Here is a 19,795-nt window from a genome sequence, read left to right as displayed (position 1 = left end):
TCCTTCCATATAAAAAAGACCGCGGCCAAAGCCGCAGTCTTAAGATTGTACTGGCTTTGGCGCACCGTCTTTCATAATCGGCAACTTGCGCTCCGCTGCGTTCGCGTAGACGTTCAAGAGTGCCTCTTTTTCCAAATCCCAGTTATATTTCTCACGCGCGGTCTTCGTGTTCTCTTTGACACGCGCATAGAGTGCTTGGTCTTCAATCATCCGGTTGACGCCGTCTGCGATCGATTGTGGATCGTGCGAGTCGACGAGCACCCCGACATCGTTCCCCGCAACGACCCGTTCGATCTCAGGGAAGTCACATGAGACGACCGGTACTTCGGCCATCAAATACTCGAACAATTTGTTCGACGACGCCGAGTAGTGGTTGAAGCAGACGTTGTTCAATACTTGGAAGCCTAAGTAGGCGTTCATCGTATAGTAAGGTAACGCTTCGACCGGTACTTTGTCAATCATCTTGACACGATCGCCGACGCCTTCCGTCTTAATCAACTGTTGAATCGTCGGTTTGAGCTTCCCGTCCCCGATCATGACGAGCGTACCTTCTTTGAAGTCTTTCGCCGCGAGCACGAGTTGTTCGAGACCACGCCCAGCTTGAATCCCACCTTGGTACAAGAGGATCTTCTCGTCTTTTGGCAAGTCGAGAAGCGCATGCAAGTCCTTACGGAGCGAGAAGTCGAGCGGACGATAGAACGGATAGTTGTGGAGCACGTACGGGTAGAATCCGTATAACTCTTCGTTGTGTGCCGCGCGTGTATGGTTCTCGACCATCATCGTATCGACGAACGGCAAGAGCCATCCTTCGAGGTTACTTTGGATATAGCCGTAACCGGTACGGTCCGTCTGCACTTCGTGTGAATCGTAAACGATTCGGCCTTTGTTGAACACTTTTCCGGCGAGGAGTGCCTGCGGGAGCGTGTTCAAATCGTTCGCATGATAAAAGTCATATGACTTCTTCGTCGACGTGAACACCATCTCGAGCATCGCACTCGCGTTGACGATTTGCTTACGTACTTGCGGCAACAAGATCGTTCCGACCGCTGCCCCGAGAGCGAGCATCGTGAACGGTGCGAGTAGGAACAAGCCGGCACCGACGAGTCCGGCACCAATTTGACGGGTCCGTTTCTCGCTCACCCATTGGTACGTCTTCTTCGCGAACTTGAGCGCGTTGACGAGAATCGATGGCTGACGCTTCACGCGGATGACGCGGAAGCCTTCCGGACGAATCTCTTCTTTCGGTAACTCTTTATTTTTCGGGTCTTGGAGCGCAATCAAATCAACTTCATAACCTGCCTCGGCGAGTGCCGAGCATTCGCGAAGGACGCGCGCATCATTCGTAAAATGATTCCATACAAACATACATACTGACTTCATTGTGTTTCCTCCATCACTAACTGTTGTACGACTTGATCTAACACGTCGATATTCTCTTCCCAACATAAATTTTCTTTGACGTAACGAATCCCGTTCGCCCCAAGCGCCTCCCGAAGGTCCGGTCGGTCGAGGAGCTTGCGGAGAATCCGCTCGATCTCATCGATATCCCGCTTCCGAGAGACGAATCCGACTTCAGCCGCTTCAATGACATTCGCCGCATGGCCTGACACTGCTGCGACAATCGGTTTGCCGACCGCCATATAGTCGATGAGTTTCCCAGGGATGACCGTATCGAACACTTCTTGCTCGATCAGGCTGACAAAGGCGACGTCCGCATTTTTAATCGCCTGAAACGCCTCCGTCCGTGGCATCGCTTCAAGGAACAAGAAGTTTTGGAAACCACGCTCTTTGATCGTCTGCTTCAACTCTTCTTTCCGATACCCGTAGCCGATCAGTTTGAAGTGAATCCGTGGTTCGTCACGGAACCGTTCGGCAAGTTCGAGTAAGAGCGAGACGTCTTGCGCGAGCCCCATGTTTCCGGCATATAGAATCTCCATCCGGTCGTCCGGCGGGATCGTCCGCTCAAGCGCTCGTTCCGACTCCCGAATCGAGTTCGGCATGTAGTGGATTTTCTCGTTCGGGACACCGCGTTGACGCAGATAGCTGCGGAAGCCTTCCGAGTTGATGATGACTTCGTCAGCGGCACGATACAGTCGCTTCTCGAGCCAAAATGCCGGCGCGAGCACCCAGTCGTGTTTGAACACGCCGACCCCTTTCACCGATTCCGGCCAAAGGTCACGAACGTCTAAAATGAGAGGGACACGATACTTCCGTTTTGCATATACCCCAACAAATGCCATAAAAAAAGAAGGGGTCGTCGCAAATACGACGTCTGGCTTCAATTTTAACTGGCGGACGGACCCAATCCCTTTCACCATCTGTTCGAGGAACAAGAAGAGACGGCTGACCATGTTGGACGTATGTTTCCGCTTCTTCGTGATGAGTCGTTTGATGAACGGTTGGTCGTTCAACTCCCGGTCATTCCAGAAACGGTCGTCCTGATACATATCAAAGCTCGGGTACGAAGGGGCGGCCGTGATGACCTCGACTTCATACCCGCGCTGCTTCATCAAATGCGTAATGTTTTGCATCCGGTTACCGGCGCTGCCGATCTCCGGATAATAGTTTTGACACACCATGAGCATAGTTTTCAAAAATAACACACCTTACTGTTGATCAAGTTCGTCCACGAGCCGTTTTAACAAGGCATGGACGTCATCTTTTAAATCAGGATCGCTGAGCGCGTGGCAAATCGTCGTCTCGACGAATCCAATCGGTTCCCCGACGTCATAGCGTCGACCATCAAATTCGTAAGCAAAGACCGTCTGCGCTTCATTCAAGCGTGCGATCGCATCCGTCAATTGAATCTCGCCTCCTGCCCCTGCTTCTTGCCCTGACAACGCCTCAAAGACGTCCGGTGTCAGCACATAGCGACCAAGGATGGCAAAGTTCGATGGGGCCTCACCGACGGGCGGCTTCTCGACGAACGTCCGCACCGGGATAAGCTTCCCTTCAACGGCAAGCGGGTCAATTATACCATATCGGTTCGTCATTTCATACGGGACACGCTGCACACCGATGATCGAGCGTTCATGCGCCTCATATTGGTCAATCAACTGTTTCGTCGCCGGCACGTCGGATTCAATGATATCGTCCCCGAGTAAAACCGCGAACGGTTCGTCCCCAATGAATTTCCGAGCACACCAAATCGCATGACCGAGACCTTTTGGCTCCTGTTGGCGTATGTAGTGAATGTTCGCCAAGTTCGAGGAGTGTCGGACCGATTCGAGTAAGCGGGTCTTCCCTTTTGACTCCAAGTTTTGTTCCAACTCGAGCGCACGGTCAAAATGATCTTCAATGGCGCGCTTGTTCTTACCCGTGACGATGATGATGTCTTCGATTCCAGAGGCGACGGCTTCTTCGACGATGAACTGAATCGTCGGCTTGTTGACGATCGGCAACATCTCTTTTGGCATGGCTTTCGTGGCTGGTAGGAAGCGGGTGCCGAGACCGGCGGCTGGGATGATGGCTTTACGTACTCGTGTCATTAGCATTGGCTCCTTTACTCATTATGTAATGAGTATACCCAATATTTGTGTGTTCTGACACAAAATAGAGGTCATGACAAAAGAGTCATGACCAATTGTCGTCACGCTTCGTTTTTAGATAATACCACACCCCAAATGTGATCAGACCGATGACGAGAAGAATCCCTAGCATCATCATGAGAAACGCCTCTCCATTTGTGCTTCACTAATCTATTCCCTTCCTACATCGTTTCAGAACCACTTCTGACCATGTGCTTGAATGAAACGAAGTTCTTCTTGGTAATGATCGTAGTGCCCCTCATCCATCATCTTTTGGAAGGCGATATCCCCTTCAGCGGCTTTCCGCTTCATCAACAGACAGAGTGCCTCGATGCGTAACTGCAACATCTCAAATAAGTCTTCCTTAGGGTCGTCCCAACCGTACGCCTTTAAGAATAATGAAACACGTTCTTGATACGACTTATCATCTCGAATCGCATCGTAATAGATGACTTCTCCTGATTCAGCTTGATGCCGGCGACTGAGCGGGACGAACGTGTAAAGCGCGTAGACGATATCCCAAGCTCTCGGACCTGGCGCAGCCAAATCAAAGTCGATGATCCCTGATACTTTTCCCTCATGAAAAATCGTATTGTAGACGGCAAAGTCATTATGGCAAATGACCTCTAACGGTTGAGGCGTGTTGTCAATCGGTGCCCACTCCGATGACCATTCAAAATCTGTCGACGCATCATGCAGATGTCTCATCAGTCGTGCAACATCTTGAATCGCCTCATCGGACCACATATAAGACTTTAACGGATAGTCTGCGGTTTCTCCTTCCAAGTAAGTTAACACTTCTCTTCCTCGATCATCGATTCCGATAAAGCGTGGCACTCCGGAAAGTTGCTTTGCCTCCAAGTGACGTAACCATCGATGAATACGCTCGCTGCCTTCCTTTTGAGTGCGATAGACATAATTCCCCTTTTTATAAACAGTCGACACGTTCCCGCCACTCAATCTTTTTTCTTGTTCATTCGATTGGTCCATCCAATAATCTCTCCCTACTCTTTATCAGTCACGTTCAGTATACAGCACGGCACGAGGTCTCAATGGCGGATACAGAACTTTCGTGCCCGTCGAAGCGGAACCGTGACTCTTGCAGGAAAGCAATCTCGCGGAGACCCCGCAAGCGCATAAGCGCGAGGAGGCTCCGTGGATTGCCTGCAGAAAGCATCGGTGCCGCAAGACGGGTTGACGACCAATCAGTTTTCCCACCGTCGATTAAACGGTTATTCCACACAAAAAAACAGGCCCGCCATTTGGCGAGCCTGAAACAATCAATTATTTTTTGAGGTTGTAGAACGACTTGATGCCGTCGTATTTCGCTACATCGCCGAGCATGTCTTCGATGCGGAGAAGTTGGTTGTATTTCGCGATACGGTCTGTACGTGAAAGTGAACCTGTTTTGATTTGACCAGCGTTTGTCGCAACAGCGATGTCCGCGATTGTCGCATCTTCTGTTTCACCAGAACGGTGTGAGATAACAGCTGTGTAACCAGCTTTTTTAGCCATTTCGATTGCGTCGAATGTTTCTGTGAGCGTACCGATTTGGTTAACTTTGATGAGGATCGAGTTCGAGATTCCTTTTTCGATACCTTCAGCAAGTTTCTCCGTGTTCGTTACGAAGAGGTCATCCCCAACGAGCTGAACTTTGTCACCGATTTTGTCAGTGAGCAATTTGAAGCCGTCCCAGTCGTTTTCGTCGCAACCGTCTTCGATTGAGATGATTGGGTACTTGTCAACGAGCTCAGCGTAGAAGTCTACGAGCTCAGCAGTTGTCATTGACTTGCCTTCGCCAGCGAGTTCGTACTTGCCAGTCGACTTGTCGTAGAACTCAGAAGACGCAACGTCCATAGCGAGGTAGATATCTTCGCCAGCTTTGTAACCAGCTTTTTCGATTGCTTCAAGGATTACTGTGATTGCTTCTTCGTTAGACTTCAAGTTTGGTGCGAAACCACCTTCGTCACCGACTGCTGTGTTAAGACCCATACCAGAAAGAACTGATTTGAGGGCGTGGAATACTTCTGCACCCATGCGGAGCGCTTCACGGAACGTTGGCGCGCCAACAGGCATGATCATGAACTCTTGGAAGTCAACGTTGTTGTCCGCGTGTGAACCACCGTTGATGATGTTCATCATTGGAGTTGGAAGTGTCTTCGCGTTGAATCCACCGAGGTACGTGTAAAGTGGAAGGCCGAGCTCGTCTGCTGCTGCGTGTGCTGCTGCCATTGAGACACCAAGGATTGCGTTTGCGCCGAGTTTACCTTTGTTTTTTGTACCGTCGAGTTCGATCATTTTCGCATCGATTGCGTTTTGGTCGAAAACATCGTAGCCGATGAGTTCTGGTGCAATCGTGTCGTTCACGTTTGCAACTGCTTTCAAGACACCTTTACCGAGGTAACGTGACTTGTCGCCATCGCGAAGCTCAACTGCTTCGTGCTCACCTGTTGATGCGCCTGATGGGACGAGGGCACGGCCGAAACCGCCGTCTTCTGTGAAGACTTCTACTTCTACTGATGGGTTACCGCGTGAATCTAAAATCTCGCGTGCGTAAATTTCTGTAATCATTGACATGAAAAATCGCTCCTTTTCGTATGAAAAATAGTTGTATTATTTTGTAACGATTGATGAACCAGTCATTTCAGCTGGTTGCTCTCCACCGAGAAGGTCGAGAAGCGTTGGGGCGAGGTCGCAAAGTGCGCCTTCGAGAACTGGTTTCAGTTCGACTCCCTCTTTTGTGATGATGCACGGAACAGGTTCCGTCGTGTGCGCTGTCATCGGCGAACCGTCTGGGTTCGTGACGATGTCTGCGTTCCCGTGGTCTGCTGTGATGATGGCCGCGCCGCCTTTAGCAAGTAATGCGTCCACTACTTTACCGAGGCATTCATCGACTGCTTCGATCGCTTTCTTCGTCGGCTCAAGCTTACCTGAGTGACCAACCATATCCGGGTTCGCGAAGTTGATGATGTATGCATCATACTCATCCGACTCGATACGCTCGAGCAAGCCGTCTGTGAGTTCGTACGCACTCATTTCTGGTTGCAAGTCGTATGTCGCAACTTTCGGTGAAGGAATGAGGAGACGATCCTCGCCTTCGAATGGTTTTTCTTTTTGTCCGTTCAAGAAGAATGTGACGTGTGGGTACTTCTCTGTTTCTGCGGCACGGAGCTGTTTGTATCCTTGCGCAGAGAGTGTTTCCCCGAGTGTGTTTTTCAAATCTTCCGGTGGGAAGACGATGTCCGTGTCGATATCATCCGAGTACTTCGTCATCGAGACGAGAAGAAGGTTCTCAGGATGTTTGTCAGAGAGTGTAAAGCCTTCGAATCCAGATTTCTCTTTGAACACTTTCGACAACTGAATCGCTCGGTCCGGACGGAAGTTGAAGAACATGATCGCATCGTTGTCTTGAATCGTCGCGACCGGCTTTCCATCTTTTTCGATGACTGTCGGTAAGACGAACTCATCCGTCAAATCGTTCTCATACGACTTCTTGAGAACCTCGACTGGGTCCGTACCGACTTCACCTTTTCCGTTTACGAGGACGTCATATACTTTCTCGACGCGCTCCCAACGGTTGTCGCGGTCCATGGCATAGTAGCGACCAGACACGCTAGCGACTTGACCGACACCGAGTTCAGCTAGCTTTTCTTCAGTTTCCTTGAGGAAACCAGCACCTGACTTCGGATCACAGTCACGGCCGTCCGTGAAGGCGTGAATGTACACTTTTTCGATGCCGTGGAGTTTTGCGAACTCAACGACGGCATACATGTGTTTGATATGCGAGTGAATCCCGCCATCCGACACGAGGCCCATGATATGGAGACTCGAGTCATGTTTCTTCACATGTCCTGCCAAATGGTTCATCGCCTGACGGTCGAAGAACGAACGGTCTTGGATTGCGTTGTTGACGCGTGAGAGTGACTGATAGACGACTCGACCGGCACCGATATTCAAGTGACCGACTTCCGAGTTCCCCATCTGTCCTTCTGGAAGACCGACGTACTCGCCTTTTGCGTTTAAGAGCGTATGTGGATACTGCTCCCAGTAGCGATCGAAGTTCGGTTTGTCCGCAGCCATGACCGCGTTACCGAACGATTCATCACGCATCCCGAAACCATCTAAGATGATGAGTGCGACTGGTCTAGCCATTTAAATCGCCTCCAACAATTTGAGGAACGAAGCGGCTTCGAGTGAAGCACCGCCGACGAGTGCGCCGTCGATGTCTTCTTGTGCCATGTACTCTTTGATGTTCTCAGGTTTTACAGATCCACCGTATTGGATGCGTACTGCAGCCGCTACGTCTTCGCCGTAAAGACCTTTCACCACGTCACGAACATACTTACAAGAGCTTTGTGCGTCAGCTTCGTCTGCTGATTTACCTGTACCGATTGCCCAAACTGGCTCGTACGCGATGACGAGTTGTTTGACTTGGTCAGCAGAGAGGTCAGCGAGACCGCCTTCGACTTGTGTTTTGATGACTTCTTCGAACTTGTCGCCTTCGCGCTCTTCAAGTGTTTCACCGACACAAACGATTGGCGTAAGACCGTGTTCGAACGCTTTTTTCGTTTTGCTGTTGATGAACGCATCTGATTCGCCGAAGTACTCACGACGTTCTGAGTGACCGAGGATGACATAAGTCACGCCGAGGTCAGCGACCATAGCTGGGCTGATTTCGCCAGTGTATGCACCGCTATCTTTGTCGTACATGTTTTGTGCACCGAGCTTCAAGTTTGACCCTTTAGCTGCTTCTACCATCGGTGCGAGGAAAAGTGCCGGAGCACCAATCGCTGCATCTACTTTGTCAGTAGACGGGATGTTGTTTTTAACTTCCTCTACGAAAGCGACAGCTTCCGAGAGTGTTTTGTTCATTTTCCAGTTACCTGCAATAATCGGTTTACGCATCGATAACCCTCCTCTAAATTACTTGTCGTTAAGCGCCTCGACACCTGGAAGCTTCTTGCCTTCCATGAATTCGAGTGACGCGCCACCACCAGTTGAAATGTGACTCATCTTGTCAGCAAGACCAAACTTGGCTGCTGCAGCGGCTGAGTCGCCACCACCGATGATTGAATATGCATCGCTATCCGCAAGTGCTTGAGCGACACCTTTCGTTCCGTTTGCGTATTTATCGAGTTCGAATACGCCCATCGGTCCGTTCCATACGACAAGTTTCGATTCGCGAATCGCATCCGCGTAAAGTTCGACTGTCTTCGGTCCGATATCAAGACCCATGTGATCCGCTGGGATCGAGTCGATATCGACTGGGCCGACATACGTTTCTTCGCCGAATTCTTTTGTAATGACGCAGTCGACAGGCATCAAGAATTTCACGCCTTTGTCTTCTGCCTTCTTCATGAATTGACGAGCGAGGTCAAGCTTATCCTCTTCAAGGAGTGACGTTCCGACTTCGTGCCCGAGTGCTTTCGAGAACGTGTACGAGAGTCCGCCACCGATGATGAGTGTGTCAACGATGTCAAGAAGGTGGTCGATGACCCCGATCTTGTCCGCTACTTTCGACCCACCGATAATCGCCGTGAACGGACGGTCTGGGTTAGAAAGAGCTTTACCGAGAACTTCAAGTTCTTTTTCCATCAAGAGACCAGCAACGGCTGTGTCCACGTGGTGTGCAATCCCTTCAGTTGAAGCGTGTGCACGGTGAGCCGCACCGAACGCGTCGTTAACGTATACGTCAGCAAGTGCTGCGAATCCTTTCGCAAGTTCAGCGTCGTTTTTCGTTTCACCTGGGTAGAAACGAACGTTCTCTAAAACGACGACATCGCCTTCAGAGAGGTTAGCGACCGCTTCTTCTGCGACCGGACCGTATGCTTCTTCGACGAGCGGTACATCTTTTCCGAGAAGCTCAGCGAGACGCTTCGCTACTGGAGCAAGTGAGAACTCAGGGTTCTTCTCGCCTTTTGGACGGCCGAGGTGGCTCGCGAGGACGAGTTTCGCACCACCGTCAAGCAAGTGCTTGATCGTTGGAAGTGCGGCTTGAATCCGAGTTTCGTCTTGGATGACGCCATCTTTGAGTGGAACGTTGAAGTCAACGCGGCAAAAGACGCGTTTCCCTTTTACATCGATGTCACGAATAGACTGTTTGTTCATAACTTTCGCCTCCATATGTCGTGCGTGTCATTTCATAAATAGAGCGGAGAACAATCTCTTGTTTCCGCTCCTATTTGATTCTATTTAGTTCACGAAATTACTTCGCGATGTTAGCGAAGTGCTTAACTGTGCGAACCAATTGTGCAGTGTAAGACATTTCGTTGTCGTACCAAGAAACTGTTTTAACGAGTTGCTTGTCGCCAACTGTCATGACTTTCGTTTGAGTCGCGTCGAAGAGTGAACCGTATGTGATTCCAACGATGTCAGAAGAAACGATTTCGTCTTCAGTGTAACCGAATGACTCGTTTGCTGCTGCTTTCATCGCTGCGTTTACTTCGTCAACAGATACTTGCTTGTCGAGTACAGTTACGAGCTCAGTGAGTGAACCTGTAGCAACTGGTACACGTTGTGCAGCACCGTCAAGTTTCCCTTGAAGTTCAGGGATTACGAGACCGATTGCTTTAGCAGCTCCTGTTGTGTTAGGAACGATGTTCGCTGCAGCTGCACGTGCACGACGGAAGTCACCTTTCGCATGTGGAGCGTCAAGCGTGTTTTGGTCGCCAGTGTAAGCGTGAATCGTCGTCATGAGACCTTCAACGATTCCAAACTGGTCTTGAAGTACTTTAGCCATTGGCGCCAAGCAGTTTGTTGTACAAGAAGCACCTGAGATGACTGTTTCAGTACCATCGAGGATGTCGTGGTTTGTGTTGTAAACAACAGTCTTCATGTCACCTGTAGCAGGAGCCGAGATAACAACTTTCTTCGCGCCAGCTTTCAAGTGAAGCTCAGCTTTTTCTTTAGAAGTGAAGAATCCAGTACATTCGAGAACGATGTCTACACCGAGGTCTCCCCATGGAAGTTCTTCAGGGTTACGGTTAGCGAGCGTGATAACTTTCTCTCCGTTTACGAGGAAGTGATCGTCGTGTACTTCAACTTCTCCGTCGAAACGACCTTGAGTCGTATCATACTTGAGAAGGTGCGCAAGCATCTTCGTGTCTGTCAAGTCGTTGATTGCAACAACTTCGATTCCTTCGTTTTTGATGATCTCGCGGAATGCCAAACGACCGATACGTCCAAATCCGTTAATACCAACTTTTACTGCCATGTTAATTTCCTCCTTAGGGTAGAAGCTATTTATTGAAGAGCCAACGGGGGGTCAACTCTTTAATAACAAGTTAATAATTCTTTCGCCGCACCTTCGTCTGTGACGAGGATGATGTTCGACGTGTGTTTCGCATAAGCGGCAATCGCCTGTGCCTTCGATTTCCCTCCGGCAACCGCGATGACGGTATCCATGTCATCCAGCTCTTCGAGTTGGATCCCGACCGTCTTGACGCGATGGACGATTTCGCCTTCCGCATTGAAATAATATCCGAATGCTTCGGCGACGGCGTCATGCCGTTCAATCATCCGCAAATGCTCCGGTGATGCGTGACGGCGCTTTGCCATCGTTTCTGCCTCACCAATTCCATGTACCACAATTCGCGCCGCTCTAATCATTTCCAGTACATTTTTAATACTAGGTTCCTCCACCATCCGGTCGAATGTTTCTTGTGACACTTCATCCGGAATATGTAGAAGATGATAGTCTGCGTGGGCCCGGTCCGCCATGCGTGAACAGACGGTATTCGCTTGAAGTTCAAGCGTTTCTCCAAGTCCCCCGCGTGCGGGCACAAAATGCATCGGGCGTTCTTTTTTATCGGGCGACATCATCGCCGCAACCGATGCCATCGTCGTTCCACCCGTTACCGCAATAACGTTATCATCCGGTGCGAGCCGCGCTTTTAACTGCGTGACCGCTGCCCGTCCGATATCGCGCTGGACCCAGAATGTTTCATCTGAATCACCCGATACGATGACGACTTGGCGAACCCCTAATTTCTCTTCGAGCTCTCTTGCCACTTCTGAGATCCCGAGAAGTTCTCCCATGATCTCGTGCAAGTCCCGTAAGACGTTTCGTCCCGTCTCACTGAGGGAAATTCCTTGAGTAGCGACGTAAAGAAGACCTTGGTCTTTCAAAAAGTCGACTTCTCGTCTGAGTACCCGTTCGGTCAGTCCCAAACTCGTTGCGAGTGTCCTGCGGCCAATCGGCTGCATCAAGCGGACATAATGTAAGATATCGTAACGATGTCGGAGCGTATCGAGCAGGTCAGGGACAATTTGCTTCTGAACGTGAATCAGTTGCTGGATCATGCTCTTACCCCCTCGACTTTCAGTGTGGACAACTTTTGTCCCACTTTTTTATTTGCGTCCCACCGCTACGAGTTCATCTTATCAATCACTTTTCCGTCTGGCAACCCCTTCAAACGTTTTTTTTCGATGTAAGCGTATACTTAACAAAATCTTCAACTTTGTTGTCATCATATCGCCCTTGACTGATGACTTCTCCTTCGTGTATAAGAACAGGGATCTCGAAGAGGTACTTCGCCTCGAGACCCTCATCTCCTGTAATATCAATCTGTTCGAGCTCGATTGGGTAATCCTCCTGTAGCCATTCGAGCATGACAAGCGCCTCGTCACAGAGCGAACAATTGTCACGTTTATATAAAGTTAGTTTCATTTTCGTCATCCCTTCCATAACTGGCGCTCGCGTTCGCGCGAGTTGCCAAATCCAAGCTCTTCCCGATAGTTCGTCACGGTCCGTCTCGTCACTTGATAGCCGTATCGACCGAGTTCGTTTGCGAGTGCCTGATCACTTTGTGGGGCCTTCTCTCGTTGAATCAGTTCTGCGAGTGTCCGCTTGATCATGAACGGTGAATGTCCATGACTCGTCGACCTTACGAAAAAGTGTTTCCATTCCATGATCCCGCCTTCAGTCTTAGCAAACTTCCCTTGAATGGCACGCCCGACTGTTGATTCGTGCTTGCCGATTTGTTGCGCGACGGTCCGCCGGGTCAGCGGATTGAGGACGAGCTCTCCTTTCAACCACTCGGTCTGACGTGACGCGATGACAGCCCATATCTCACGTAACGTCTCGTTCCGCATCGCAAGGGACGTCATCCACCATTTCGCCTCGCGGTCATTGCCGACTTGCGCCGCGTCAAGTTCCGGGCTGAGCCACGTTGTGATTAGTTCTCCATCTTCATATCGCACTTCGACTTCCGGAAAGACGTGACCCGTTTCTTCATATAATAATGGACGCTTTGGCAGTGTCGCGACAATTCGCTCTAAACGGATGAGCTCTTCATCTGAAATCGCGAGCACGCTCGCCACCTGTTTTTGGCTCACGCCACTCTCGATCGCATCAAATACATCGACGACGCGCGGGTCCTCATGTTCAATCGCATGGCGGTACTGACACTCTCGTTCCGTTCTCGCCCCGATCCCCGTCGGTTCAAGAAATAAGAGTGCCTGTCTCGCCTGTTCGATTTGAGTCACGTCGACACCAACCCGCTCCGCCAACACATCATTCGAATCCGGCAATAATCCCCGATGGTCGAGCAAGAGGACGAGCTGTCGTCTCAGCTCTTTCTCCGAATCGCTGCCGCTTCCTTCTCGAATTTGCTTGAACAACTTCTCTTCGAACGCGCTCGCCGCATCCGCTACCCAACCGAGGTCCCCACTCCCGATATGAATGTTTGGATTATGTCGCGCCAAACGTGCGAGACGAAACGAGAGCGCGAGACGGTCCGCCTCGAGCACCGGTAGCCGTTGCACAAGGTCTTGCGTCATCTGTTGCTGTTGTACCTGTTTTTGTTCTTGCCGTTGCATCGTTCTCCCCCCTCTTCTCTATTGTAACGAACCCGCTCCACTCACGCTCAAAAAAGGATAATGAACAGGATTGCTTTTTTAATAAAACAAATGTATAATAAATTCGTGTCACACACATGCACCCGTAGCTCAGGGGATAGAGCACTGGTTTCCGGTGCCAGGTGTCGGGAGTTCGAATCTCTCCGGGTGTATCAAATGCAAAGGACGAAGGCCAAATGAGGTCTTCGTCCTTTTTTATGTTTTCTACTTCAATTTTAAACCAGCACACTTCTAATTATCCTTTATATAGTATATTTAAGTTAAAGAATTGAAAAAGGGGTGTTAGTAAATGGCTCACACTGTTCCAGAGACGATTCGTTCATCCGCAACAACAGGAGAACGACTTGTCTTTCGCACATTGAAGCGCTACCTCCCAGATGATTACATCGTTTACTTCGAACCCAATATACACGGCAGAAGGCCAGATTTCGTCATCATTGGACCCGACTTAGGATTAATCGTTTTAGAGGTGAAAGACTATACTCGCTCTACGCTCTACCAACTGAACAACGATGAATGGATCATCACTCCTGCAAACGAATCTCAAAAGAAAGTGAAAAGTCCATTTCTACAAGCCCGTGAAAATATGTTCAAACTAACTGATGTCCTAAAGAAAGATCAAAACCTGATTCAGCACGAAGGAAAATATGCAACGACCTTAAAATTCCCTTATGGATCAGGCGTTATTTTTACACGACTGACACAAGATGATTGTATTCGCCATGGACTCTATCAAGTCATCGATCCTTGTTTGTCACTCATGCGTGATGAAATCAATCCTGATGACCCACAATTCTCAGAGGAAATCCTCATCGAAAAAATTCTGAACATGTTCACTGTTCCTTATCGCCTAAAGCAACCATTAACCGGAGAAGAGATCGATGCGATTCGTTATCATCTATTCCCAGAAGTTCGAATCAGCGCAGAGTTCAAAAAAGTCACCCCTTATCAGGATCAGCTCTTATTGTCCCTTCACAACATCCGAGCCATGGACCTGCATCAAGAAAATTTGGCCAAACAACTCGGCGACCAAAATCGTTTGATTCGAGGTGTGGCGGGTAGTGGAAAGACTCTTATTTTAGCAAGTCGCGCCAAATTGTTATCCAAGCAACATCCTGAATGGAAGATTTTGATCCTATGTTACAATATCTCGCTAGCCCGTTTTATCGAGCAGATGGTGCAACAAATGATGCTGGAACCGGATGATTTGTTCGATTTTGATCCTTTAGTAAAACGTAAAAGCCATTTGATCGAAGTACGAAATTTCCATGCATGGTTGCAGAATGATTTACATATTTCAGAGAGAAGGATTTCCTCGACACTTGAGAAGTTAAGAAAACGAGAAATCATCCTTCCTTCATACGATGCCATCTTGATTGATGAGGGACAAGACTTCGAACCCGAATGGCTCGAACTCGCCAGTGAAGTCTTGAATCCAGAAACAAAATCGCTGTTGCTTGTTGAAGATCGTGCCCAATCTATCTATAAGCGAAAACGTAGCTATGTACAGGACACGGGTCTCGACTTCCGAGGAAGATCCAAAATTTTAAATATCAATTATCGGAACACATCTCAAATCGTGTCATTCGCTTGGTCATTCTATCAATCCAACTCTTCTTTGAAAGATAAAGTTGTGACGAAAGAATTAGATGGGGAAATCATTGCTCCTCAGAGTACGCTTCGAAGAGGTCCTGAACCAGCCGTTATTAAATGTGATCATTTCTTCAAAGAAGCAGATCTCGTTGCCCGGCAAATAAAAAAGTTACATGAGGAGAAAAAAGTCCCCTATTCTGAAATGTTGATCCTATATCGTGTCCAAAAGTTTTCGACGATGCATTATGTCGACACCTTACAACGTGCACTGAACTACTATGAAATCAAGCACTTTTGGATCACAGAGAGCAGTGAGACGAAACGTACCTTCTCAAAAGATGATCAGTGCGTAAAAATCAGTACAATCGACAGCAGTAAAGGTCTTGATTTTCAAGCCGTTTTCATCGTCAACGTTGACAATATGCCATTCAAATATGAAGAAGATGTCGAGCGAGAAGTGTCGCTCCTTTATATCGGAATGACACGTGCAAAAGAATATCTCTTCTTATCGTATTCAGGCAACTCCATCTTCACTCGTTATTTCGAATCAAGTCAGGTAATCAAACCAGCTCGTCCAAAATTAAATGGGTAACGTCAGCACTTGAGACGTTTTACACATCGAGGGTCGTGGAATAAGGACTAGAAAGGGTTTCTGTTTGACCAACATTGACTATACAGGTATGATGAACTTACAACCTACATAAAGGAGGCAGATTCAATGTTAATTCCAACAGTTATCGAACAGACAGGCCGTGGGGAGCGCGCGTACGACATCTACTCACGCTTGCTCAAAGACCGTATTATCCTTCTCGGAAGTGCGATTGATGACAACGTCGCGAACTCAATCGTTGCACAGCTTCTCTTCCTCGCAGCTGAGGATCCAGAAAAGGACATCTCGCTCTACATCAACAGCCCAGGTGGTTCGATCACAGCGGGTATGGCGATTTACGACACGATGAACTTCATCAAGCCGAACGTGTCGACGATTTGTATCGGAATGGCTGCATCGATGGGTGCCTTCTTGCTCCAAGCCGGTGAAAAAGGAAAACGTTTCGCACTTCCGAACGCGGAAATCATGATTCACCAACCGCTCGGCGGCACACAAGGCCAAGCGTCAGACATTAAGATTCACGCAGAACGTATCATTAAAATGCGTGAGAAATTGAACCAAATCATGGCAGAGAACACTGGACAGCCACTTGAAGTCATCGAGCGCGACACAGAGCGTGACTACTTCATGGCAGCTGACCAAGCGAAAGACTACGGTCTCATCGACAAAGTCATGACACGCTAATCATACAAAAGACGTTTCCCGATCAATCGGGAAACGTCTTTTTCATGTTCTCTGTCTCTTAGAGGCAGGTCAACCATTAATTTTCAGGTACTCGGACACCGAAGACGTATCGACTGTCGCCCTGCGTCCATTCCCCGCCGACCTCGTATAGATAAATACCGGGTTCGTCTGGTACGACCGGTTCAGCCGGGACGAGCTCTCCGTCCTCAATCTGAAAGAAACTCGATTCCATCGGGTCAGCATGGTAGACAACGTCAATCGCGTCACCCGGTTTGACCGTGATGAGTTGCAGGTCATCCGCTTCCGGCAAGCCATAGTCGGCGCACGTCGCACGACTGCCGGCTTCCCAACAATACGTCGATTGTTCTACTTCCGCTGTCACCGAGCCGACACGAACCGTCGGCAGCGGCGGTTTGACAGGGTCGTCCCCATCACCGAACCAAGACACGGCGACATAAATCACCCCTATGCCGACAAGTAACCCAATCAATACAATCCAAAAACGCCGATTACGCTTCACGGTCTCATCTCCTTTCCTCACTCATTCCCTATCGTGCAGGAAAATCCCTACTCCAACAAAAAAAGACCCACTTCCGTGAGTCTTGTACGTCATTTCGGACGACGCAGTCCTTTCATCATATAGCCGCCTTTAAAGTCGATCGGGTCGAACGCGACGAGAAACGCCTTCGGCTCATGCTTCTCGACAAGTTCACGCAATTCTTTCATCCGTGTACGGGCTGCCAAAACGTCCAGACGATAACGGACACCGTCTCGACCTTGTCCTTGATAATGCGTCACCCCGTAACCATTGTCGCGCATCTGTTGAATGAGCTCTGCCGGATACTCTTTCGTGTGGACTTGGATCATGTTGTAGCCGATGGCGAGTTTACGTTCGACGTAGCCACCGAGTAAAATCCCGAGCCCGAATCCGACTGCGTACACGATCATACCGAGCGTCGTCAAATCTTGGAATACGATTCCGAGTGCGAAGATGTAGATGAGTGTTTCAAGCGTCCCGAACAGACCCGCGATGACGGTCTTCCCTTTCACGAGCATGATTGTCCGGAGCGTGAGCACCGGGACGTAGATAAGTTGTAGCAATAGGATGAGTAAGATTTGACCCATTCGATCGACCTCCGTTCAAATTCATTACCACCACTATTCCAAATTTCAGAGTGAGATGCAACTAAAAAAGGCTGACCGAAGTCAACCTTATTATTTCGTATCTAGATTTTTCACGCTCGTGAGCAATTCATAGTCTTTACGAATCACTTCGTAGATCGCGTTCTTATCTCCGTTCAACAGCTCTTCTGCACGAAGCTGGTTCAAGAGAAGGCTTGTTGCGAACGTGACGAGTGCACTCTTCGGAATTCCGATTTCTTTTGCGCGCTCCGTGATGACTTGGTCGAGCTTAGCGTCAATCGTGAGCGATAATCTTTTCTTTTCATTCGACATAGTGATGAAGCTCCTTTAATTCCTATTCAGTAAACCTATTCCAGTTGCTTATTATATAGGAAGAATGGTTTTGGTGCAACCGCGTCACGATGAGGCGATCTCGTCGCCGCTCCGCACACGCTCGGCAATTTGGTCAATTTTGCGAAGTCGATGGTTAATTCCAGACTTCGAGATCGGTCCTGACTCGAGCATCTCCCCGAGTTCTTGTAACGAGACGTCTTGGTGCGTGACACGCAGTTCGGCGATTTCCCGGAGTTTTTTCGGCAAGACATCGAGTCCGACCGTCCGCTCCAAGAACTTGATGTTCTCGACTTGGCGTAACGCCGCCCCGACCGTCTTGTTCAAGTTGGCCGTCTCACAGTTGACGAGACGGTTGACGGAGTTGCGCATGTCCTTGATGATGCGTGCATCCTCAAATTCGAGCATCCCCCGTGTCGCACCAATCAACTTGAGAAAGTCGGAGATTTTCTCGCTCTCCTTCATATAAAGGATGTGTCCTTTTTTCCGCTCGAGCGTCTTCGCATTCAAATCGAACCGATTCGCCAGATCGCGTAGCGCCTGGTTATGGTTTTCATACAAGCTGTAGACCTCGAGGTGATACGACGACGTCTTCGGATGGTTGATGGATCCTCCGGCGAGGAAAGCCCCACGCAAGTAGGCGCGTGCCAAGTTCTCGTCTCGTGTCATATCCGAGTTCAACGTCCGGATCATCTCATAATGTTCCCCGAGAATCTCGAGGTCACGGAGCATCGTCTCCGCGTGCTGTGACACACGGACGATGTAGACGTTATTCTTTTTCAGACGCATTTTCTTCCGTACGAACAAATCTAATGGATGATCGTAGAGACGTTTCATCAACGAATACATCCGACGGGCGATCGAGGCGTTTTCGGTCGAGACGTCGAGCGTCATGCCTCGTCCTAGGGCGAGCGAGATGACCCCGTTCATCCGAACGAGTGCCGACAATTCCGCTTTCGCCTCGGCGTCATTCACTTCAAGTTGTGTCAGTTCTTTCTTCACATCTGATGCAAAGCTCATCGAGTCCCCCTCCTTTCTGTCTTTCAAACGATTCTTATTTCAATTCTAACTGTTGGAACGAGCGTGGCTTCTTGATCCGAAGTACTCGTTGCATGACGAGTCCAGCGATGGCGTCGGAGTCGTGACGGATATAATCTCGATTGTAATCGACGATATCTCCCGCAAGGACGTTCGTTCCATAGTTTCGGAGTTTCTTCCGGTCGAAGCGGACCTCTTCCGATCCGTCCTCGAGGTAACGCTCTAAATATTCTTCATCGATAGGCTCGTTATTGACGACGATCGTATCAATCGACGCCTTCCCGAGATAAGCTTCGATGGATTTTAAATGTTTCATGGCGTCATAGCCCTTCGTCTCGCCCGGTTGTGTCATGACGTTACAAATGTAGACGACCGGGACTTGTGAACGGACGATGGCTTCTCGCACGTCTGGGATGAGTAGGTTCGGGATGATGCTCGTATAGAGACTCCCGGGACCGAGCACGATGACATCTGCCGACTCGATCGCTTCCACGACCCCTGGGGCCGGCTTGATGCCTTCTTCGAGTAAAAACAGGCGTTTGATTGGCTGCTGATGGAGTGGGATCTTCGATTCGCCTTTGACGATCGTCCCATCCTCAAACTCCGCCGCGAGCGTCATGAGCGTCTCCGTCACCGGCAACACTTTCCCTTGTGCGTTCAAGAGCTGCGACATGACGTCAATCGCTTTGACGAAAGAGCCTTCACAAATATGCGTCGCCGCCGTCAGCATCAAGTTCCCGAGCGAGTGACCTTCTAGGCCATACCCCGTGTCAAAACGATACTGTAAGATTTTATCCATCAACGGCTCGACTTCTGACAGGGCCAAGATAACATTTCGGATGTCGCCTGGGGGCAACATATGAAATTCGTCACGAAGGCGTCCTGAGCTGCCTCCGTCGTCCCCGACCGTGACGATGGCGGTGATGTCGAGCGGATAATGCTTCAAGCCACGGACGAGGGTGGACAAACCTGTCCCCCCACCGATGGCCACTACTTTCCGGTCTCGTCTCAT

Annotated in this window: 19 protein-coding genes and 1 tRNA gene; 3 read left to right on the top strand and 17 right to left on the bottom strand. The window is 49.4% G+C overall.

Features of this window, described 5'->3' with window-relative positions; translation table 11 throughout:
- Window positions 1-39 precede the first annotated feature (39 nt).
- The 12 genes from KNO92_RS02990 to KNO92_RS02935 form a co-directional block, all read right to left on the bottom strand.
- Window positions 40-1,380 (bottom strand): glycosyltransferase, encoded by a 1,341-nt coding sequence (locus KNO92_RS02990; protein WP_214760074.1) that lies wholly within the window; start codon window positions 1,378-1,380, stop codon window positions 40-42.
- Window positions 1,377-2,585 (bottom strand): glycosyltransferase family 4 protein, encoded by a 1,209-nt coding sequence (locus KNO92_RS02985; protein ID WP_074033967.1) that lies wholly within the window; start codon window positions 2,583-2,585, stop codon window positions 1,377-1,379. Before KNO92_RS02985 ends, KNO92_RS02990 begins: the two co-directional genes overlap by 4 nt.
- 21 nt (window positions 2,586-2,606) lie before the next feature.
- Window positions 2,607-3,488, bottom strand: coding sequence for a UTP--glucose-1-phosphate uridylyltransferase GalU (gene galU, locus KNO92_RS02980; protein ID WP_214693547.1), 882 nt, complete (start codon window positions 3,486-3,488; stop codon window positions 2,607-2,609).
- Window positions 3,489-3,719: 231 nt separating this feature from the next.
- Window positions 3,720-4,517: a phosphotransferase gene (locus KNO92_RS02975; RefSeq protein ID WP_214760073.1), complete on the bottom strand. Its 798-nt coding sequence runs from the start codon at window positions 4,515-4,517 to the stop codon at window positions 3,720-3,722.
- Window positions 4,518-4,811: 294 nt separating this feature from the next.
- Window positions 4,812-6,104 (bottom strand): phosphopyruvate hydratase, encoded by a 1,293-nt coding sequence (gene eno / locus KNO92_RS02970; protein ID WP_214693550.1) that lies wholly within the window; start codon window positions 6,102-6,104, stop codon window positions 4,812-4,814.
- A 36-nt stretch (window positions 6,105-6,140) separates the two neighbouring features.
- The gene (gene gpmI / locus KNO92_RS02965; RefSeq protein WP_214693552.1) at window positions 6,141-7,679 is read right to left on the bottom strand and encodes a 2,3-bisphosphoglycerate-independent phosphoglycerate mutase; all 1,539 of its coding nucleotides are present in this window, start codon (window positions 7,677-7,679) and stop codon (window positions 6,141-6,143) included.
- Window positions 7,680-8,432 carry a triose-phosphate isomerase gene (gene tpiA / locus KNO92_RS02960; RefSeq protein WP_034778525.1) on the bottom strand — a complete coding sequence of 251 codons (753 nt, stop codon included), beginning with the start codon at window positions 8,430-8,432 and terminating at the stop codon, window positions 7,680-7,682.
- Between the two features lie 18 nt (window positions 8,433-8,450).
- Window positions 8,451-9,635 (bottom strand): phosphoglycerate kinase, encoded by a 1,185-nt coding sequence (locus tag KNO92_RS02955; RefSeq protein ID WP_214760071.1) that lies wholly within the window; start codon window positions 9,633-9,635, stop codon window positions 8,451-8,453.
- Window positions 9,636-9,732: 97 nt separating this feature from the next.
- The gene (gene gap, locus KNO92_RS02950) at window positions 9,733-10,740 is read right to left on the bottom strand and encodes a type I glyceraldehyde-3-phosphate dehydrogenase (protein WP_214693563.1); all 1,008 of its coding nucleotides are present in this window, start codon (window positions 10,738-10,740) and stop codon (window positions 9,733-9,735) included.
- Between the two features lie 59 nt (window positions 10,741-10,799).
- On the bottom strand, window positions 10,800-11,828 hold the full coding sequence (locus tag KNO92_RS02945) for a sugar-binding transcriptional regulator (protein WP_251126892.1): 1,029 nt from the start codon (window positions 11,826-11,828) through the stop codon (window positions 10,800-10,802).
- A 109-nt stretch (window positions 11,829-11,937) separates the two neighbouring features.
- On the bottom strand, window positions 11,938-12,195 hold the full coding sequence (locus KNO92_RS02940; RefSeq protein WP_251126893.1) for a glutaredoxin family protein: 258 nt from the start codon (window positions 12,193-12,195) through the stop codon (window positions 11,938-11,940).
- 5 nt (window positions 12,196-12,200) lie between these two features.
- Window positions 12,201-13,346: an RNA polymerase factor sigma-54 gene (locus KNO92_RS02935; RefSeq protein WP_214760069.1), complete on the bottom strand. Its 1,146-nt coding sequence runs from the start codon at window positions 13,344-13,346 to the stop codon at window positions 12,201-12,203.
- A gap of 118 nt (window positions 13,347-13,464) precedes the next feature.
- Here KNO92_RS02935 and KNO92_RS02930 point away from each other — a divergent pair.
- The 3 genes from KNO92_RS02930 to clpP all read left to right on the top strand — a co-directional run bounded on the left by KNO92_RS02930 (window position 13,465) and on the right by clpP (window position 16,272).
- Window positions 13,465-13,537 (top strand) — tRNA-Arg (locus KNO92_RS02930).
- A 137-nt stretch (window positions 13,538-13,674) separates the two neighbouring features.
- Complete coding sequence (locus KNO92_RS02925; RefSeq protein WP_214693566.1) at window positions 13,675-15,570, top strand: 3'-5' exonuclease; 1,896 nt, start codon at window positions 13,675-13,677, stop codon at window positions 15,568-15,570.
- Window positions 15,571-15,696: 126 nt separating this feature from the next.
- Entirely contained in the window at window positions 15,697-16,272 is a 576-nt protein-coding gene (clpP, locus tag KNO92_RS02920) for an ATP-dependent Clp endopeptidase proteolytic subunit ClpP (RefSeq protein WP_012726916.1), read from the top strand.
- Window positions 16,273-16,348: 76 nt separating this feature from the next.
- Here the strand turns inward: clpP and KNO92_RS02915 are convergent, their stop codons facing one another.
- From KNO92_RS02915 to KNO92_RS02895, 5 genes are all read right to left on the bottom strand, one after another.
- Window positions 16,349-16,792 carry a hypothetical protein gene (locus KNO92_RS02915; protein ID WP_353047385.1) on the bottom strand — a complete coding sequence of 148 codons (444 nt, stop codon included), beginning with the start codon at window positions 16,790-16,792 and terminating at the stop codon, window positions 16,349-16,351.
- Between the two features lie 89 nt (window positions 16,793-16,881).
- On the bottom strand, window positions 16,882-17,397 hold the full coding sequence (locus tag KNO92_RS02910) for a DUF2179 domain-containing protein (protein ID WP_074033625.1): 516 nt from the start codon (window positions 17,395-17,397) through the stop codon (window positions 16,882-16,884).
- A 90-nt stretch (window positions 17,398-17,487) separates the two neighbouring features.
- Window positions 17,488-17,727: a CopG family transcriptional regulator gene (locus KNO92_RS02905; RefSeq protein ID WP_074033629.1), complete on the bottom strand. Its 240-nt coding sequence runs from the start codon at window positions 17,725-17,727 to the stop codon at window positions 17,488-17,490.
- 84 nt (window positions 17,728-17,811) lie between these two features.
- Window positions 17,812-18,765: a DNA-binding protein WhiA gene (whiA, locus tag KNO92_RS02900; protein ID WP_074033630.1), complete on the bottom strand. Its 954-nt coding sequence runs from the start codon at window positions 18,763-18,765 to the stop codon at window positions 17,812-17,814.
- Window positions 18,766-18,799: 34 nt separating this feature from the next.
- Complete coding sequence (locus tag KNO92_RS02895) at window positions 18,800-19,795, bottom strand: gluconeogenesis factor YvcK family protein (RefSeq protein WP_214693569.1); 996 nt, start codon at window positions 19,793-19,795, stop codon at window positions 18,800-18,802.

Origin of the sequence: Exiguobacterium sp. s129, from assembly GCF_018617585.1 — a bacterium.
GTDB classification, from domain to species: Bacteria; Bacillota; Bacilli; order Exiguobacteriales; family Exiguobacteriaceae; genus Exiguobacterium; species Exiguobacterium aestuarii_A.
This window is presented reverse-complemented; position numbering and strand designations above follow the sequence as displayed.

Bases quoted from the DNA above. Each gene is read 5' to 3' on its own strand.
- tpiA (WP_034778525.1), bottom strand. From the start codon at position 8,432: ATGCGTAAACCGATTATTGCAGGTAACTGGAAAATGAACAAAACACTC.
- KNO92_RS02985 (WP_074033967.1), bottom strand. From the start codon at position 2,585: ATGCTCATGGTGTGTCAAAACTATTATCCGGAGATCGGCAGCGCCGGT.
- KNO92_RS02940 (WP_251126893.1), bottom strand. From the start codon at position 12,195: ATGAAACTAACTTTATATAAACGTGACAATTGTTCGCTCTGTGACGAG.
- gap (WP_214693563.1), bottom strand. From the start codon at position 10,740: ATGGCAGTAAAAGTTGGTATTAACGGATTTGGACGTATCGGTCGTTTG.
- whiA (WP_074033630.1), bottom strand. From the start codon at position 18,765: ATGAGCTTTGCATCAGATGTGAAGAAAGAACTGACACAACTTGAAGTG.
- galU (WP_214693547.1), bottom strand. From the start codon at position 3,488: ATGACACGAGTACGTAAAGCCATCATCCCAGCCGCCGGTCTCGGCACC.
- gpmI (WP_214693552.1), bottom strand. From the start codon at position 7,679: ATGGCTAGACCAGTCGCACTCATCATCTTAGATGGTTTCGGGATGCGT.
- KNO92_RS02945 (WP_251126892.1), bottom strand. From the start codon at position 11,828: ATGATCCAGCAACTGATTCACGTTCAGAAGCAAATTGTCCCTGACCTG.
- KNO92_RS02975 (WP_214760073.1), bottom strand. From the start codon at position 4,517: ATGGACCAATCGAATGAACAAGAAAAAAGATTGAGTGGCGGGAACGTG.
- KNO92_RS02910 (WP_074033625.1), bottom strand. From the start codon at position 17,397: ATGGGTCAAATCTTACTCATCCTATTGCTACAACTTATCTACGTCCCG.
- KNO92_RS02905 (WP_074033629.1), bottom strand. From the start codon at position 17,727: ATGTCGAATGAAAAGAAAAGATTATCGCTCACGATTGACGCTAAGCTC.
- clpP (WP_012726916.1), top strand. From the start codon at position 15,697: ATGTTAATTCCAACAGTTATCGAACAGACAGGCCGTGGGGAGCGCGCG.
- KNO92_RS02895 (WP_214693569.1), bottom strand. From the start codon at position 19,795: ATGAGACGAGACCGGAAAGTAGTGGCCATCGGTGGGGGGACAGGTTTG.
- KNO92_RS02955 (WP_214760071.1), bottom strand. From the start codon at position 9,635: ATGAACAAACAGTCTATTCGTGACATCGATGTAAAAGGGAAACGCGTC.
- KNO92_RS02990 (WP_214760074.1), bottom strand. From the start codon at position 1,380: ATGAAGTCAGTATGTATGTTTGTATGGAATCATTTTACGAATGATGCG.
- KNO92_RS02925 (WP_214693566.1), top strand. From the start codon at position 13,675: ATGGCTCACACTGTTCCAGAGACGATTCGTTCATCCGCAACAACAGGA.
- KNO92_RS02935 (WP_214760069.1), bottom strand. From the start codon at position 13,346: ATGCAACGGCAAGAACAAAAACAGGTACAACAGCAACAGATGACGCAA.
- eno (WP_214693550.1), bottom strand. From the start codon at position 6,104: ATGTCAATGATTACAGAAATTTACGCACGCGAGATTTTAGATTCACGC.